Below are 13,345 nucleotides of genomic sequence, written 5' to 3'. Positions count from 1 at the left end.
GGGGACCGGGGGCGCCGCCGTCAGTGCCGGAAGTCGCCCGCGGCCACGCGGAGGGTCCTGAACAGGTCGAACATCTGCTCCAGCTTCGCCTCGTCGTACATGGGCATGGCGAAGTCGGCCTCCATCAGGTCGGCGGTCGCCCGGCGGACGGTCTCGCGGCCCCTGTCGGTGATCTCGGCGAGCACGCCCCGGCCGTCCCGGGGGTTGGGCATGCGCCGCACCAGACCGGCACGTTCCAGGCGGCTCACGGTGTTGGTCACGCTCGTGGGGTGGACCATCAGGCGCTCACCGATCTTGGAGAGCGGGAGCGCCCCCGTCTTGCTGAAGGTCAGCAGCACCAGTGCCTCGTACCGGGCGAAGGTCAAGTCATGCGGTTTGAGCAGCGTGTCCAGTTGCGACAGCAGGATCTGGTGCGCTCTCATGATCGATGTGACGGCGGCCATGGCCGAGGAGGGCCCGAAGTGAACGCGCCACGTCTCCGCGGCACGTTCGATGGGGTCAAACGGGAGATTCAGCTGACCTGTAACCACAGGGCAACGGTAGCGCGGCCTCATCCCGATTCGCCCGTATACGTAGAGTCACCGGACTGATGGCTTCACCAAGAAGCCGGACGCCAAACGTCACGCTCCGTTATGGTTCCCACATCGAATGGTGAGGCCGTGGCCAAGTGGCCGCGATGACTCAGTCCGGCTTGCGGGGGACGCGAGCCGGACCGGTGCCGAGGGGACCGGCATCCGCACATTCACGGCACGGGGGGTGCTTGATGAACGACAATCCGACGGCGTTCGAACGCCGGGCAGGCTTCGGCCGCACCGACAGGGCGTGGGTTCACACCACGCCGGCCGGTGCGTGAGCACAGGGGCGTTTCACGCGAGGAACTCCAGCAGAGCGGGTTGATGGCCGTCGCCATCCTGCTCGTGCTCGGGGTGGTCGCGGCGTGGAGCGTCCTGGTTCCCGGTGTCAGCGCGTGGGAGAACATCGTCGTCGCGGTGATCGGCTCGCTCCGGCTCACCGGCCCGGTGGCGGCCGCGTTCGCCGCCTGGGTGGCGGTGCGAAGACGGCGCGGGACACGCGGGCGGTCGATGACCCCGTGGCAGGCGGTGCGGGCGCCGCTCGCGATCCTGGTGGTGACGGGAGGCGCGTTCACCGCCACCGTCGTGGTCCTGGCGGTCAGGATCATGATCACGGAGCAGGCCGGGCGGCTGCTGCCCAGCGGCCTGGTGATGGGCGCGGCCGGGCTGGCGCTGTACGTCGTCATCGGCTGGGTGATCGGCTGGCTGCTGCCGTGGACGATCACCCCGGTGCTGGCCGGGCTCGGCTGCTACAGCCTGTTCACCTGGCTGAGCCAGGGCCCGGCCTGGGGCGACCGGCTCGCCCCCGCGACGCGGGAGCCGTACGACCCGTTCCAGGGGCTGAACGCGGCGGCGTTCACCGACCAGACGCTCTGGCTGGTGGGGATCAGCGCGGCGCTGCTGCTCGGCTGGGCGGCGGTCGTGACCCGCCAGGCGCTGGTGCTGGCCGCCGCGCTGATCGCGGTGCTGGCCGCGGGGACCGGCATGGCCCGGCTGTTCACCGAGCAGCAGCCGGTCTCGGCCCAGCAGGTCGTCTACAGCTGCCAGGAATGGCCGATCATGGTCTGCGTGCACCCGGGGATGCGCGCCGGGCTGCCCGAGCTGGGCTCGGAGTTCATCAAGATCGCGTCCCGGCTGGCGGGGACGCCCGGGGAGTTCTCCCGGGTGGAGCAGCACCCCCGGCGCGACACCACCCCGGTCGCCGCGGGCGTGATCGCGATCCACGTCGACGACCTGGCGACCGGGTTCGCCGAGAAGGCGGCCGACGAGTTCGTCGACGGCCTCGCCGCCCGGTGCGACGCCACCCCCGCCGAGGGCTACCGCGACATCGTGGCCGCGTGGCTGCGCGGCGAGCCGCTGCCCGGCGGGCCGCTCCCCGAGCACCGGTACGCCGCGGCGTGGTTCTCCGGTCTCACGGACGTCCAGCGGCGCGACTGGCTGCGGCTCTACTACACCGACTTCACCGGCTGCCGGCTACAAAGCACTCACTTCGGGGGCCAGTCCGGGCAAACCCCTCAGACAGGGCAGGCCGGGCAGGGCGCGGGGGGCGCCTCGACCGGCCCCGAGCCCCGGCCCGGCACCGTCAACCAGGCACCCGGCGGAACCCCGTCCCCCGGAGTGAGCGCCCCGGGCGGCCCCTGGCGCGCACCCTTCGCCGAGGGCGGCGCGCTCCCGTCGCCACGGGGATAGGAAGATCGGCATAGGCTCCGGCGTGAGAAGGTCACCGTCCGGGGAAGGAGAGCGCTGTGAAAGCCTCCCAAGAAGCTCCGCCCGCGGCGCCCCAGGCGGCCCGTCGCGGGCGCGGCTGGCGTTTCCTCGCCGGGCTGCTCGTCGTCGTGGTCCTCCTTGTCGTGGGCGCCCGCCTCACCTGGTCGTGGCTGAACCCGTTCGGTGAGGAGACGGTCGACCGCAGCCAGCCCGTGCTGCTGGAGTCGATCCACAACCTCAGCCGCTTCGAGGCCGCCACCGGCAACTTCCAGGTCGTGGTGGACCTGGAGAAGGACGCGGCCTTCCTGCCCGACGCGGTCAAGGGCAGCCGGACGCTCTTCGTCGGCGCCGGCGGCGTCGACGCCTACGTCGACTTCGGCGGCATCGCAGGCAACGCCCTCACGGTCTCCCCCGACCGCACCGAGGTCACGGTGAGGCTGCCCCGCGCCCAGCTGGAGAAGCCGAACCTCGACAACAAGCGCTCCTACGTCTACGCCCAGCAACGCGGTCTCTTCGACCGGGTCGAGGACCTGCTGTCCTCCTCTCCCGGTGACCAGCGGGAGCTCTACATGCTGGCCGAGAAGAAGATCGCCGAGGCCGCCCAGGCCAGCGACCTGCGCAACCGGGCCGACCAGAACACCAAGATCATGCTTGAGGGTCTGCTGAAGGGCCTCGGCTTCGAGAAGGTCACCGTCAAGTTCTCCGACGAGACCTGAGCCCCGGGGGCCGGGGGCCGGGGGCCGGGGTGTCCGGGTTCCCGATGGCCCGCGCCCCCGGCGCACAGGCCCGTGGCGCCACCGCCCCGGCGCCACGAAGGCTCAAGCACCGCGAGGACCTAGGCAGTACCAAGGCTCAAGCACTGCGAAGACTCAGGCAGCACCAAGGCTCAAGCACCACCAAGGCTCAAGCACCACCAAGGCTCAAGCACCACGAAGACTCAGGCACCACCAAGGCTCAAGCACCACGAGGACTCAGGCAGCACCAAGGCTCAAGCACCACGAGGACCGGCGGCCCGGACACGGCGTACGGGCCCCGGACACATGAACAGCGATGGAGGCGCGTGAGCCTCGCTCAGCCCGCGGCGGCCAGGAGTTCGTCCGCCGCGGTGTAGGGGTCGAGGCCCGCGTCCAGGACGCGGGTGGCGAGGGCGTCGAGACGCCGGTCGCCGTGCAGGTGGGCGAAACGGGAGCGCAGGGTGGTGAGGGCGATCGCCTCGATCTCGTCCCTCGCCCTCGCGTGGCGGCGCCGGACGAGCTCGCCCGACGCCTCCAGATAGGCCAGGTGGTCGCCAAGGGCGTCGGCCACCTCCTCGCCTCCTTCACCCCGGGAGGCCACGGTCTGCACGATCGGCGGCCTCCAGGGCCGCTCGACCAGGGCGATCATGTTGCGGAGCTCGCGGACGGTGGCCTGGGTGCCCTCGCGGTCGGCCTTGTTCACCACGAACACGTCGGCGATCTCCAGGATGCCCGCCTTGGCCGCCTGGATGCCGTCGCCCATCCCAGGGGCGAGCAGCACGACGGTGGTGTCGGCCATCGAGGCGATGTCCACCTCCGCCTGGCCGACCCCGACGGTCTCGACGAGGATGACCTCGCAACCGGCCGCCTCCAGGACGCGCAGCGCCTGGGGCGTGGCCCACGACAATCCGCCCAGGTGCCCCCGGCTCGCCATCGACCTGATGAACACGTCCGGGTCGGTGGCGTGGTCCTGCATCCGGACCCGGTCGCCCAGCAGCGCACCGCCGGTGAACGGCGAGGACGGGTCGACGGCGAGCACCCCGACCCTCAGGTCCCGCTTGCGGAACGCGTGGACCAGCATCCCGGTCGAGGTGGACTTGCCGACGCCCGGAGAGCCGGTGAGCCCGATGATCCGGGCCCGGTTCGGCCGGTCCGCGCAGAGCAGGCCGGTGATCTCCCGCAGTCGCGGGGAGCCGTTCTCGACCATGGAGATCAGCCGGGCCACGGCCCGCGGCCTTCCCTCCCTGGCCATCGCGACCAGGTCGGAGACCTCCGCGGTCATGCCGAGGGGACGCGGATGATCAGGGCGTCGCCCTGCCCGCCACCACCGCAGAGACCGGCCGCGCCGAGGCCGCCGCCCCTGCGCCTGAGCTCGTGGGCGAGGGTGAGCACGATGCGGGCGCCGGAGGCGCCGATCGGGTGGCCGACGGCGATGCCGCCGCCGTTGACGTTGATCCTGTCGAGGGGGACGCCGAGCTCCTTGGCCGACTGGAGGACGACCTGCGCGAAGGCCTCGTTGATCTCCAGCAGGTCGAGGTCGGCGGCCGAGAGGCCCTGCTTGCCGAGGGCGTGCTTGATCGCGTTGGCGGGCTGGGACTGGAGCGAGTTGTCGGGGCCCGCGACGTTGCCGTGGGCGCCGATCTCGGCCAGCCAGCCGAGGCCGAGCTCCTCGGCCTTCGCCTTCGACATCACGACCACCGCGCAGGCGCCGTCGGAGATCTGCGAGGCCGACCCGGCGGTGATCGTGCCGTCCTTGGTGAACGCGGGGCGCAGCCGCGACAGGACCTCGGCGGTGGTGTCGCCGCGCACGCCCTCGTCGGCGGAGAAGACCACCGGATCGCCCTTGCGCTGCGGGATCGCCACCGGCACGATCTCGTCGTCGAGCGTCCCGTTCTTGATCGCGGCGGCGGCGAGCTCGTGGGAGCGGGCCGAGTAGGCGTCCTGCTCCTCGCGGGTGAGGCCGAGGCGCGCGTTGTGCCGCTCGGTGGACTCGCCCATGGCCACCTGGTCGTAGGCGTCGGTGAGGCCGTCGAAGGCCATCGAGTCGACGATGCCCGCGGAGCCGTACTTCACGCCCCTGCGCAGGCCGGGCAGCAGGTGCGGGGCGTTCGACATGGACTCCATGCCGCCCGCGACCACGATGTCGAACTCGCCGGCGCGGATGAGCTGGTCGGCCAGGGCGATCGCGTCCAGGCCCGAGAGGCAGACCTTGTTGATCGTCAGGGACGGCACGCTCATCGGGACGCCCGCCTTGACGGCGGCCTGGCGGGAGGGGATCTGACCGGCGCCCGCCTGGAGCACCTGCCCCATGATCACGTACTGCACGGCCTCGGGGGCGACGCCGGAACGCTCCAGCGCGGCCTTGATGGCGATGCCGCCGAGCTCGGCGGCCGACAGCCCGGACAGCGAGCCGAGCAGTCTTCCGATGGGCGTACGAGCTCCGGCGACGATGACGGAACCAGACATAAGTGGAGCCTCCCTGGCGGGCTTGGGGCGACTTTGCCACCATACCCATGAGTACATCAGCGATCGCCATGGAGGATGTCCCTATGTTCATGCGCATCGATCATGTGGGCATCGCCTGCCACGACCTGGAGGAGAAGATCGCTTTCTTCGAGCGGGTCTTCGAGCTCACGGTGGTGGCCCGTGAGGTGAACACCGAGCAGGGGGTGAAGGAGGCCATGCTGCACATCGCCGACGGCGAAGGCGGTGGATCTTATATCCAGCTTCTCGAACCGCTCGGGCCCGACACGCCGGTCGGCAAATTTCTCGCAAAGCGCGGTGAAGGCGTTCACCATGTCGCCTTCGGCGTCCCGGACGTTGTGCAGGCCCTGGAGAAGATCGGCGACCAGGGGGTCCGCCTCCTCGACAAGCAGCCGCGCCACGGTTCCCTGGGCTCCTCGATCGCCTTTCTTCATCCCAAAGACGTCGGGGGAATGCTCACCGAACTCGTACAGGCCGCGGAAAGGCAAGCCGGGGTCACCCCGAATGCAAGAAACGCTGATACGTAACAAGTCACGCATAAAGCCGGACGAGACCGCCAACTCGGCACCGGCGGAGTACGCTGGCGTACCACCGGACGTGGATCCCGCCCCGGCTCCCGCTTCGGATGCCTGAAACCCCCGTCCGGCCCGTGTAGCCGTCTCGACAACCCAGGATCGAGCCTCCATGCAGTCCGACATCGACGCCCAGCTCAACAACTTCTTTGAAGACGCCCCCGCTCGGGAATTCGACGTGGTGCTCCGTGGCTATGACCGGCACCAGGTCCACGACCACCTGAAGCAGCTCGACGGCGAGCTCCGGCAGTCCCGGGAGCAGGTTCAGGGCCTGCAGCGGGATCTGTCCGACTCCCAGCGCCAGCTTCAGGAGCAGGAGCGCCCGACCTACTCAGGGCTCGGCGCCCGCATCGAGCAACTGCTCCGCCTGGCGGAGGAGCAGGCGACCGAGCTGGTCCAGGCCGCCAGGTCCGAGGCGAACGAGATCAAGGCGGCGTCCAAGGTCGAGGCCGCCGACCTGCGCGCCGCCGCCGAGAACGAGGCGGCCGAGAAGCGCGCCCTCGCCACCCGCGAGGTCGACGAGATGCGCACCAGCGCCGAGCGCGAGGCCGAGGAGATCCGCTCGACCGCCCGCCGCGAGGCCGACGAGCTGACCGCCACCACCGAGCGCGAGGTCTCCAAGCTGCGGGCCACCGCCGACCACGAGGTGGCCGAGAAGCGCGCCGACTCCGAGCGCGAGATCGCCAAGCTGCGCACCACCACCGAGCGCGAGGTGGCCCAGCTGCGCGCCTCGACCAAGCGCGAGCGCGACGAGGTCCTCACCACCGCCAAGCGCCAGGCCGACGAGATGCGCGCCCAGGCCCAGCGGGTGCTGGAGGAGTCCGAGGCCAAGCGGGCCCAGGACGAGGCGGAGTTCGAGATCCAGCTCGCCGCCAGGCGCGAGGAGGCCGAGCGCCAGGAGGCCGAGCGCCACGCCAACGCGCAGGCCGCGGCCCAGCAGCTGACGGCCACCGCCGAGCAGCGCGCGGCCACCGCCGAGCAGCGGGCCACCAAGGCCACGCAGCAGGCCGAGCAGACCCGCCGCGAGGCCGACACGCACGCCAAGCAGCTGCTGGCCAACGCGCGCAAGAACGCCGACCAGGTCGTGTCCGAGGCCAAGTCGAGCGCCGAGTCCATCGTCTCCGAGGCGAAGGCCGAGTCCGAGCGCAGCCGCTCGGTGGCCCAGCGCCAGGTCGACGAGCTGACCCGTCAGCGCGACAGCATCACCAGCCACCTCGCGCAGCTGCGCCAGCTGCTCGGTGGCGCGCCGCTCCCGGCCGCCGAGCCGGAGCCCGCGATCGCCGCGGCACCGCCGAAGCCGGCCATCCCCGCCGCCACCAACGGCGCCGAGAAGCCGGTTCCCGCGCCCGCCAGGGCCGAGACGAAGGACGACGACGCGGAGTGGTGGCAGGAGTAGGCGGCCGCTGACTCGGGGCGTTGACGACGGCTGCGAAAGAGCCTGGCGACCTTAACGGCCGCCAGGCTCTTTTCCTGTCCCGTCCCTCTTCCCGCCGTTTTTCTGTCTGGTCTCTTCCCGTCGCCTGGCTCGTACGGGTCTGCCCGGTTCGTGCGAGTCCGCTCGGCTCGTACGGACCTGCCTGCCCCTTGGCCTCTGCCTCGCCCCCTGGCCACGGCGACCGCGCCGCGCACCCGCGAGCCGGTGCCCCCACGGCAGGCACCGCTCACCCGGGAGACGGTAACTCCACGGTAGGCACCATTCACTCGCGAGACGGTGACCCCGCGGCAGGCCCGCTCAGTCGCGGGGCGGGGATCCTCCGGCCAGCTCGGCGACGAAGCCGGACACCGCCCGGTTGAACGCCTCGGGTTGCTCGATCGCGCTGAGGTGACCGGCCTTCTCGATCACGGCGAGCCGCCCGTCGGGCACGGCCTCGACCATCGCGCCCGCCTCGGCGGGCGAGGCGATCTCGTCCTCCTCGCCCACGATCACCAGGACGGGCGTCTTGAGCGCCCGCAGCGTGTCGAAGGAGTCGGGGCGGCCCGCCATGGCCCGCTGCGCCCAGGCGACGGCCGTCGGCGGGGCCGACTGGACCAGCCCGCGCACCCGCCCGAACACCATCGCCCTGCGCCGCACGGTGGTCTGCCCGACCAGCCCGGGGAGCACCTCCCGCAGCAGGACGGACGTGCCCTCCTCCAGCACCTCGGCGGCGATCCGCTCGCGGTTGGACCTGGCGGCCTCCGGGTCGGCCCCCGCCTTGGTGTCGGCGAGGATCACCCCCAGCAGCCGGTCGGGGTGGCGGCGGCACAGGGCCATCGTCACGTAGCCGCCCATGGACAGCCCGCCGACGACAGCGCGGTCCACACCCTCGCGGTCCAGCAGGCGTACGACGTCGTCGGCCATCACGTCGAGGGAGGGCTCGTCCTCGCCCAGCACCGAGCCGCCGAAGCCGCGCAGATCGGGGGTGATGACCTTGCAGACCGCGGACAGCCCCTCCCGCTGGGCCAGCCACATGGCCGACGAGAGGGGGAACGCGTGAAGGAGGACGACCGGAAGCCCCTCTCCAGCCGACCGTGTGTACAGCTGCACGCCGTCCACCGTATTCCCGGGGCCCTCTCCTGACACCCCCGGTTCCACAACCGTTTACGACCTTGTTGTAACCGCGCCGTCAAACGAACGGGACCCGCCCGGCGATACGGCGACGAAGGTCCCGTGAGCGGTCCGAACCGGACAGGCCCCTAGGCGTCCGGGACCTCGGTGGGCAGGGGGTGGGCGGCCGGATTCACCCGCAGTACGATCCGGTCGAGGACGATGCGCACGTACGGCTCGCCGACCCACAGGTGCTTGGCGTCGTCCACCCCGACGACCTCCGCCTGGGGCACCCTGGAGAAGCGCTCGCGGGCCTGCTCGGGACGCAGGTAGTCGTCGAACTCCGGGACCATCGCGGTCAGCGGGCGCCCGAACTCCGCCCACGCGTCGAGGTCGGCGTCGGTGGCCCGGTGCAGCGGCGGGGAGAGCAGGATCGCGCCCTCCACCAGCGGGTCGCGGCCCCACTTGAGCGCCAGCTCGGTGCCGAAGGACCAGCCGAGCAGCCAGACCCGGGGCAGGTCGTGGAAGTCGGCGTACTCCAGGGCGGCGGCGACGTCCATGCGCTCGTCCTCACCTCCGCCGAAGGCGCCCTGGGAGGTGCCCCGGTCCGAGGTGGTGCCGCGCGTGTTGAACCGCAGCACGGCGAGGTCGGCGAGGGCGGGCAGCCGGTTGGCCGCCTTCTTGTAGACGTGGCTGTCCATCATGCCGCCGTGGGTGGGCAGCGGGTGCAGGCAGACCAGCGTGGCCACCGGCGGCCGGTCGGCGGGAAGGGCCAGTTCGCCGACGAGCATCAGGCCGTCGCCGGTGTGCAGCTCGATCGGCTCCCTGCGCGCGGGCAGCACCGTAGAGGCCCGAATCTCCATGTCTCTCCTCGAATCCGCTTCGGCCGCCCGGCGTCAGCGCCGGTCGTAGCCAGTCGTGCAGGTCGTAGCCGGTCGTGCCAATCGTGCTCGGTCGCGGTCAGTCATGCCGATCGCGACCGGTCGTGCAGGTCGTGCAGGTTGTAGCCAGTCATGCCAGTCATGCCGGTCTGCCGGTCGCGGTCAGTCGTGCCGGTCGTGCCGGTCGCCGGTCGGTCAGTATCTGCTTCGGCCGGGACCGCGCCTGACCCGGTTGCGCCAGCACGCGGTGTGCCAGTGCCTGCGCTCGTCCTCGCCGCCCTGCCAGGCGGGCCAGCTGACCAGGTGCGGCAGGCCGGGTCTGATCTCCTGGTCGCAGCCGGGGCAGCGGTAGACCTTGTCCGCCGCGCCGCCGGTGACCCGGCGCACCTGCCAGTCGCCGTCGGGCCACTCCTCGGTACGGTCGACGCCGGGCACGGAGCCGCCGACGGGACGGGCGTGTCCCCGGTTGCCGCCGCGGTCGAAGGGGTCGGCGCGGCGGGCCTTGCGGGGGCTCACGGCAGGTCTCGGATGCTCCGGACCCACGCCGCGCCGAGGCCGTCCGTCCCGGTCGCCCGGGTCGACCGTGCCGCCCGGGTCACCCGGATCGTCCCGGTCACCCCGGCCGCCGAGGTCGCCTCAAAAGTGCTCTTCATCGCTCTCCCGCCCTGCCCGCCAGGCCCACCCCACGTGGTGAACCGCCCTTTCCGGCATCGCAACAGTCTCCCAGAGAGGTACCGGCTACCCCAAAAGCCGGTCGGGTAGCCGAAGAGCGGACAGAAAGTACTTGAACGAGAGTTGAGTGGTAACTACTATTTGAAAACATGAGCAGAGGGGGAGACGTGAAGGACGAGCTGACACCCGAGGAAGCACTGAGGCGGATCGCCGAGGTCGACCGGCGCGCCCGGCGCCCGGCACGCGTCGTCGGCCTGCTCTACGCGGTCGTCGGCCTGGGCACGATCGTCTACTGGCCCGTCATGTTCCTCGGCCCCGCCTGGTCGCGGGCCACGGCCGGGGTGGCGTGGATCGTCCTGACCGTCCTGTTCGTCGGATACCTCGGCGGCATGAGGGTCCAGGATCCGAAGGTCACCTGGGCCAACAGGACGAACGGTCCCGTGACGATCTCGTACGTCGTCCTGGTCATGATCGTCTTCGTGTTCGGCGCGTTCTTCCAGCCCGACGACCCGGGCGGCGTTTGGAGCGCGGCGCTGATCGCGCTCTCGCTCTGCGCGAGCGTCCCGCCCCTCTACGCGGCATGGCGCGTGCTGCGGGCGGAGCGGTGAGCACGGCACACGACGCGAACGGCGACCCGCACGACACCCCGGACAGCGACACGAACGGCACGCAGGAAGCGGGCCGCCCGCGCCGTACGGGCGGCCGCGCGGGCCGGACGGCGCGCGACACGAGGAGCACAGGGAGCACGGGAAGCGCGGGAAGCGCGAAAAGCGCAGAGGGCCCCGGGGGTGGCACGGGCAGCGCCGGGGGTGGCACGGGCTCACACCCCAGGCACGACCTCGACGACGTCATCCACGCGCCCGTCCGATTGTCGATCATGGCCGCCCTGTCGGCCACCGACAGGGCCGAGTTCCGCTTCCTGCGCGACACGATCGAGATCAGCGACTCGCTGCTCTCCAAGCACGTCATCACCCTGGAGGAGGCCGGATACGTGCACGTGGAGAAGGCCTTCGTGGGTAAGCGTCCACGCACCTGGCTGGCCATGACCGACGAGGGCCGCCGGGCGTTCCATGACTACGTCTCCGTGTTGAGACGCCTCACCGAGGGATCCCCCCAATGATCGAGATAGACGACCTGCACAAACGGTACGGCGACAAGGTCGCCCTGGACGGCGTGACGTTCTCCGTGAGGCCCGGCGAGATGTTCGGCTTCGTCGGCGCGAACGGCGCGGGCAAGACCACCACCATGCGGATCCTGATGGGCGTGCTCACCGCCGACTCGGGCTCCGTGCGCCGCGACGGCAAGGGCCTGACGTTCGACGACAGGCGCCGGTTCGGCTACATGCCGGAGGAGCGCGGCCTCTACCAGAAGATGCGGGTCTTCGAGCAGGTCGAATACTTCGGCAGGCTCAGCGGCCTGACCACGGCCGGGGCGAAGAAGGCCACCGGCGAGCTGCTCGAACGGCTCTCGCTCACCGAGCGCGCGAACGACGCGGTGGACGCGCTCTCCCTGGGCAACCAGCAGCGCGTGCAGCTCGCGGTGGCGCTGGTGCACGATCCCGAGGCGCTCATCCTGGACGAGCCCTTCTCCGGGCTCGACCCGCTCGCCGTCGACGCGCTGGCCGCGGTGCTCGCCGAGCGGTGCGCCGCGGGCGTGCCGGTGCTCTTCTCCAGCCATCAGCTGGACCTCGTCGAGCGGCTCTGCGACTCGGTCGGCATCATCTCCGCGGGCCGCGTGGTGGCCAGCGGCACGGTCGAGGAGCTGCGCGACCGGGAGGGACGCGGCCTGCTCAGGGTCGTCGTCAGGGACGCCTCCCCCGGCTGGGCCGCCTCCCTGCCGGGAGAGGTCACCGAGAAGGGCGACGAGGTCCTCGTCGCGGGCGTCGACGGCGACGGCCAGGAGATCCTGCAGCTCGCGGTCAAGGCCGGAAGGGTCGAGCACTTCGGCTGGCAGCGCCCCACACTCACCGAGATCTTCAGGGAGGCCGTCGCGTGAACGGGTTGTGGCTGGTCGCGCGACGGGAGATCGTCACGCGCGGCCGTACGAAGGCGTTCGTCATCGGGCTCGTGGTCAGCGCGATCCTGGTCGCGGCCCTGGCGTTCCTGCCCAAGCTCTTCTCCGGGCCCGACTCCTACACCGTGGGACTCACCGGCGCGCAGTCGCAGGCGCTGGGACCGGCGCTGAGCGCCGCGGCGAAGGACGTGAGGCTCACCGTCAGGGAGTTCCCCGACGAGGCCTCCGCGAGCGGCGCGGTCACCGCGGGCGACGTGGACGCCGCCGTGGTGGACGGCCGCAGGGTCCTCGCCGACGGCGAGGTGGGCGGTGAGCTCGGCCTGCTGCTGGAGACCGCGAACCAGAGCGCCCAGACCCAGCGGCAGCTGTCCGAGGCGGGCCTCGACCCGGCCAAGGTGGCCGCCGCCATGCGGGTCGCCCCGCTGGAGCAGGTCTCGGTCGGCGCCGACGCCCGCTACGCGGGCGTGCGGGTGGGCATCGCGTCCCTGCTCGTCATGGTGCTGTTCTTCCTGCTCATCTACTCCTCCATGTACGTCGCCATGGGCGTGGTCGAGGAGAAGGGCAGCCGGATCGTGGAGATCCTGCTCACCTCGGTCCGTCCCTGGCAGCTGCTCGGCGGCAAGATCGCGGGACTGGGCGCGCTCGCGCTGGCCAACATGGTCGTGATCATCGTCGCCGGTCTCGGCGCGGCGGCGGCGACCGGCCTCGCGGCCGACCTGCCCCCGGGGATGACGGGGATCGTGGTGAGCGCCCTGTTCTGGTTCATCCTCGGATACGCCTTCTTCGCCGCGATGGCGGCGGCGCTCGGGTCGCTGGTGTCCAGGCAGGAGGACGCGAACAGCGTCCTGACCCCGATGACGATGCTCATGATGATCACCTATCTGGTCGCCTACTTCGCGGCGGTCCAGCCGAACAGCCCGGTGGCCAGGATCCTGTCGCTGGTGCCGCCGTTCTCCTCGATGGTCATGCCGGTCAGGATGGCCGGGGGCGAGGTGCTCCTGTGGGAGATCGCCGTGGCGGCCGTCCTGATGCTGCTGGCGACGGCGGGCACCCTCATGCTCGGCGCGCGCATCTACAGCCGCGCGGTCCTGCGCACCGGCGCCCGCGTCAAGCTCTCCGAGGCGATGCGCTGACTTCTCGGCGTGGCTCCCCGGGCTTGTACGGCCCGGGGAGCTACGTCTCCTCT

General features: G+C 71.4%; 15 protein-coding genes. 8 read left to right on the top strand and 7 right to left on the bottom strand.

Translation table 11 applies throughout. The features are described 5' to 3' along the window. Positions 1–20: 20 nt before the first annotated feature. Positions 21–554: a MarR family winged helix-turn-helix transcriptional regulator gene (locus ABT053_RS30395; RefSeq protein ID WP_350973555.1), complete on the bottom strand. Its 534-nt coding sequence runs from the start codon at positions 552–554 to the stop codon at positions 21–23. Positions 555–845: 291 nt separating this feature from the next. Between ABT053_RS30395 and ABT053_RS30390 the strand changes: the two genes are divergently transcribed. After that, positions 846–2,261: a hypothetical protein gene (locus ABT053_RS30390; protein WP_350973553.1), complete on the top strand. Its 1,416-nt coding sequence runs from the start codon at positions 846–848 to the stop codon at positions 2,259–2,261. Between the two features lie 56 nt (positions 2,262–2,317). Next, positions 2,318–2,995: a DUF4230 domain-containing protein gene (locus ABT053_RS30385; protein WP_350973551.1), complete on the top strand. Its 678-nt coding sequence runs from the start codon at positions 2,318–2,320 to the stop codon at positions 2,993–2,995. A gap of 355 nt (positions 2,996–3,350) precedes the next feature. Here the strand turns inward: ABT053_RS30385 and meaB are convergent, their stop codons facing one another. Both meaB and ABT053_RS30375 read right to left on the bottom strand, forming a co-directional pair. Then, positions 3,351–4,295, bottom strand: a complete 945-nt coding sequence (meaB, locus tag ABT053_RS30380) for a methylmalonyl Co-A mutase-associated GTPase MeaB (protein ID WP_350973549.1) — start codon at positions 4,293–4,295, stop codon at positions 3,351–3,353. Beyond that, positions 4,292–5,479 carry an acetyl-CoA C-acetyltransferase gene (locus ABT053_RS30375; RefSeq protein WP_350973548.1) on the bottom strand — a complete coding sequence of 396 codons (1,188 nt, stop codon included), beginning with the start codon at positions 5,477–5,479 and terminating at the stop codon, positions 4,292–4,294. The genes meaB and ABT053_RS30375 overlap by 4 nt, the downstream gene beginning before the upstream one ends. Before the next feature lie 83 nt (positions 5,480–5,562). Between ABT053_RS30375 and mce the strand changes: the two genes are divergently transcribed. Further along, positions 5,563–6,024, top strand: a complete 462-nt coding sequence (mce, locus tag ABT053_RS30370; RefSeq protein ID WP_350973546.1) for a methylmalonyl-CoA epimerase — start codon at positions 5,563–5,565, stop codon at positions 6,022–6,024. Positions 6,025–6,181: 157 nt separating this feature from the next. After that, complete coding sequence (locus ABT053_RS30365) at positions 6,182–7,465, top strand: DivIVA domain-containing protein (protein ID WP_350973544.1); 1,284 nt, start codon at positions 6,182–6,184, stop codon at positions 7,463–7,465. Positions 7,466–7,801: 336 nt separating this feature from the next. Here ABT053_RS30365 and ABT053_RS30360 read toward each other — a convergent pair whose 3' ends face one another. From ABT053_RS30360 to ABT053_RS30345, 4 genes are all read right to left on the bottom strand, one after another. Next, a complete protein-coding gene (locus ABT053_RS30360; protein WP_350973542.1) occupies positions 7,802–8,593 on the bottom strand; it encodes an alpha/beta fold hydrolase in 792 nt (263 codons plus the stop codon). A 149-nt stretch (positions 8,594–8,742) separates the two neighbouring features. Next, entirely contained in the window at positions 8,743–9,456 is a 714-nt protein-coding gene (locus ABT053_RS30355; RefSeq protein WP_350973540.1) for an alpha/beta hydrolase, read from the bottom strand. A 213-nt stretch (positions 9,457–9,669) separates the two neighbouring features. Then, complete coding sequence (locus ABT053_RS30350) at positions 9,670–9,990, bottom strand: Rv1322 family protein (RefSeq protein WP_350973539.1); 321 nt, start codon at positions 9,988–9,990, stop codon at positions 9,670–9,672. After that, entirely contained in the window at positions 9,987–10,127 is a 141-nt protein-coding gene (locus ABT053_RS30345) for a hypothetical protein (RefSeq protein WP_350973537.1), read from the bottom strand. Before ABT053_RS30345 ends, ABT053_RS30350 begins: the two co-directional genes overlap by 4 nt. A gap of 168 nt (positions 10,128–10,295) precedes the next feature. On the opposite strand from ABT053_RS30345, the gene ABT053_RS30340 reads away from it, so the two are divergent. The 4 genes from ABT053_RS30340 to ABT053_RS30325 are packed head-to-tail and all read left to right on the top strand — an operon-like array spanning position 10,296 to position 13,292. After that, entirely contained in the window at positions 10,296–10,754 is a 459-nt protein-coding gene (locus ABT053_RS30340; RefSeq protein ID WP_350973536.1) for a hypothetical protein, read from the top strand. Then, positions 10,751–11,266 (top strand): winged helix-turn-helix domain-containing protein, encoded by a 516-nt coding sequence (locus tag ABT053_RS30335; protein WP_350973534.1) that lies wholly within the window; start codon positions 10,751–10,753, stop codon positions 11,264–11,266. The genes ABT053_RS30340 and ABT053_RS30335 overlap by 4 nt, the downstream gene beginning before the upstream one ends. Then, positions 11,263–12,141, top strand: coding sequence for an ABC transporter ATP-binding protein (locus ABT053_RS30330; protein WP_350973532.1), 879 nt, complete (start codon positions 11,263–11,265; stop codon positions 12,139–12,141). Before ABT053_RS30335 ends, ABT053_RS30330 begins: the two co-directional genes overlap by 4 nt. Further along, on the top strand, positions 12,138–13,292 hold the full coding sequence (locus tag ABT053_RS30325; protein ID WP_350973529.1) for an ABC transporter permease: 1,155 nt from the start codon (positions 12,138–12,140) through the stop codon (positions 13,290–13,292). Before ABT053_RS30330 ends, ABT053_RS30325 begins: the two co-directional genes overlap by 4 nt. The last annotated feature ends 53 nt before the right edge of the window (positions 13,293–13,345 follow it).

Source organism: Streptosporangium sp. NPDC002524 (genome assembly GCF_040295985.1).
Taxonomy (GTDB): domain Bacteria; phylum Actinomycetota; class Actinomycetes; order Streptosporangiales; family Streptosporangiaceae; genus Streptosporangium.
This window is presented reverse-complemented; position numbering and strand designations above follow the sequence as displayed.

Coding starts and splice junctions, on each gene's coding strand:
- ABT053_RS30395 (WP_350973555.1), bottom strand. CDS start 554: ATGAGGCCGCGCTACCGTTGCCCTGTGGTTACAGGTCAGCTGAATCTC.
- meaB (WP_350973549.1), bottom strand. CDS start 4,295: ATGACCGCGGAGGTCTCCGACCTGGTCGCGATGGCCAGGGAGGGAAGG.
- ABT053_RS30375 (WP_350973548.1), bottom strand. CDS start 5,479: ATGTCTGGTTCCGTCATCGTCGCCGGAGCTCGTACGCCCATCGGAAGA.
- mce (WP_350973546.1), top strand. CDS start 5,563: ATGTTCATGCGCATCGATCATGTGGGCATCGCCTGCCACGACCTGGAG.
- ABT053_RS30365 (WP_350973544.1), top strand. CDS start 6,182: ATGCAGTCCGACATCGACGCCCAGCTCAACAACTTCTTTGAAGACGCC.
- ABT053_RS30355 (WP_350973540.1), bottom strand. CDS start 9,456: ATGGAGATTCGGGCCTCTACGGTGCTGCCCGCGCGCAGGGAGCCGATC.
- ABT053_RS30345 (WP_350973537.1), bottom strand. CDS start 10,127: ATGAAGAGCACTTTTGAGGCGACCTCGGCGGCCGGGGTGACCGGGACG.
- ABT053_RS30340 (WP_350973536.1), top strand. CDS start 10,296: ATGAGCAGAGGGGGAGACGTGAAGGACGAGCTGACACCCGAGGAAGCA.
- ABT053_RS30330 (WP_350973532.1), top strand. CDS start 11,263: ATGATCGAGATAGACGACCTGCACAAACGGTACGGCGACAAGGTCGCC.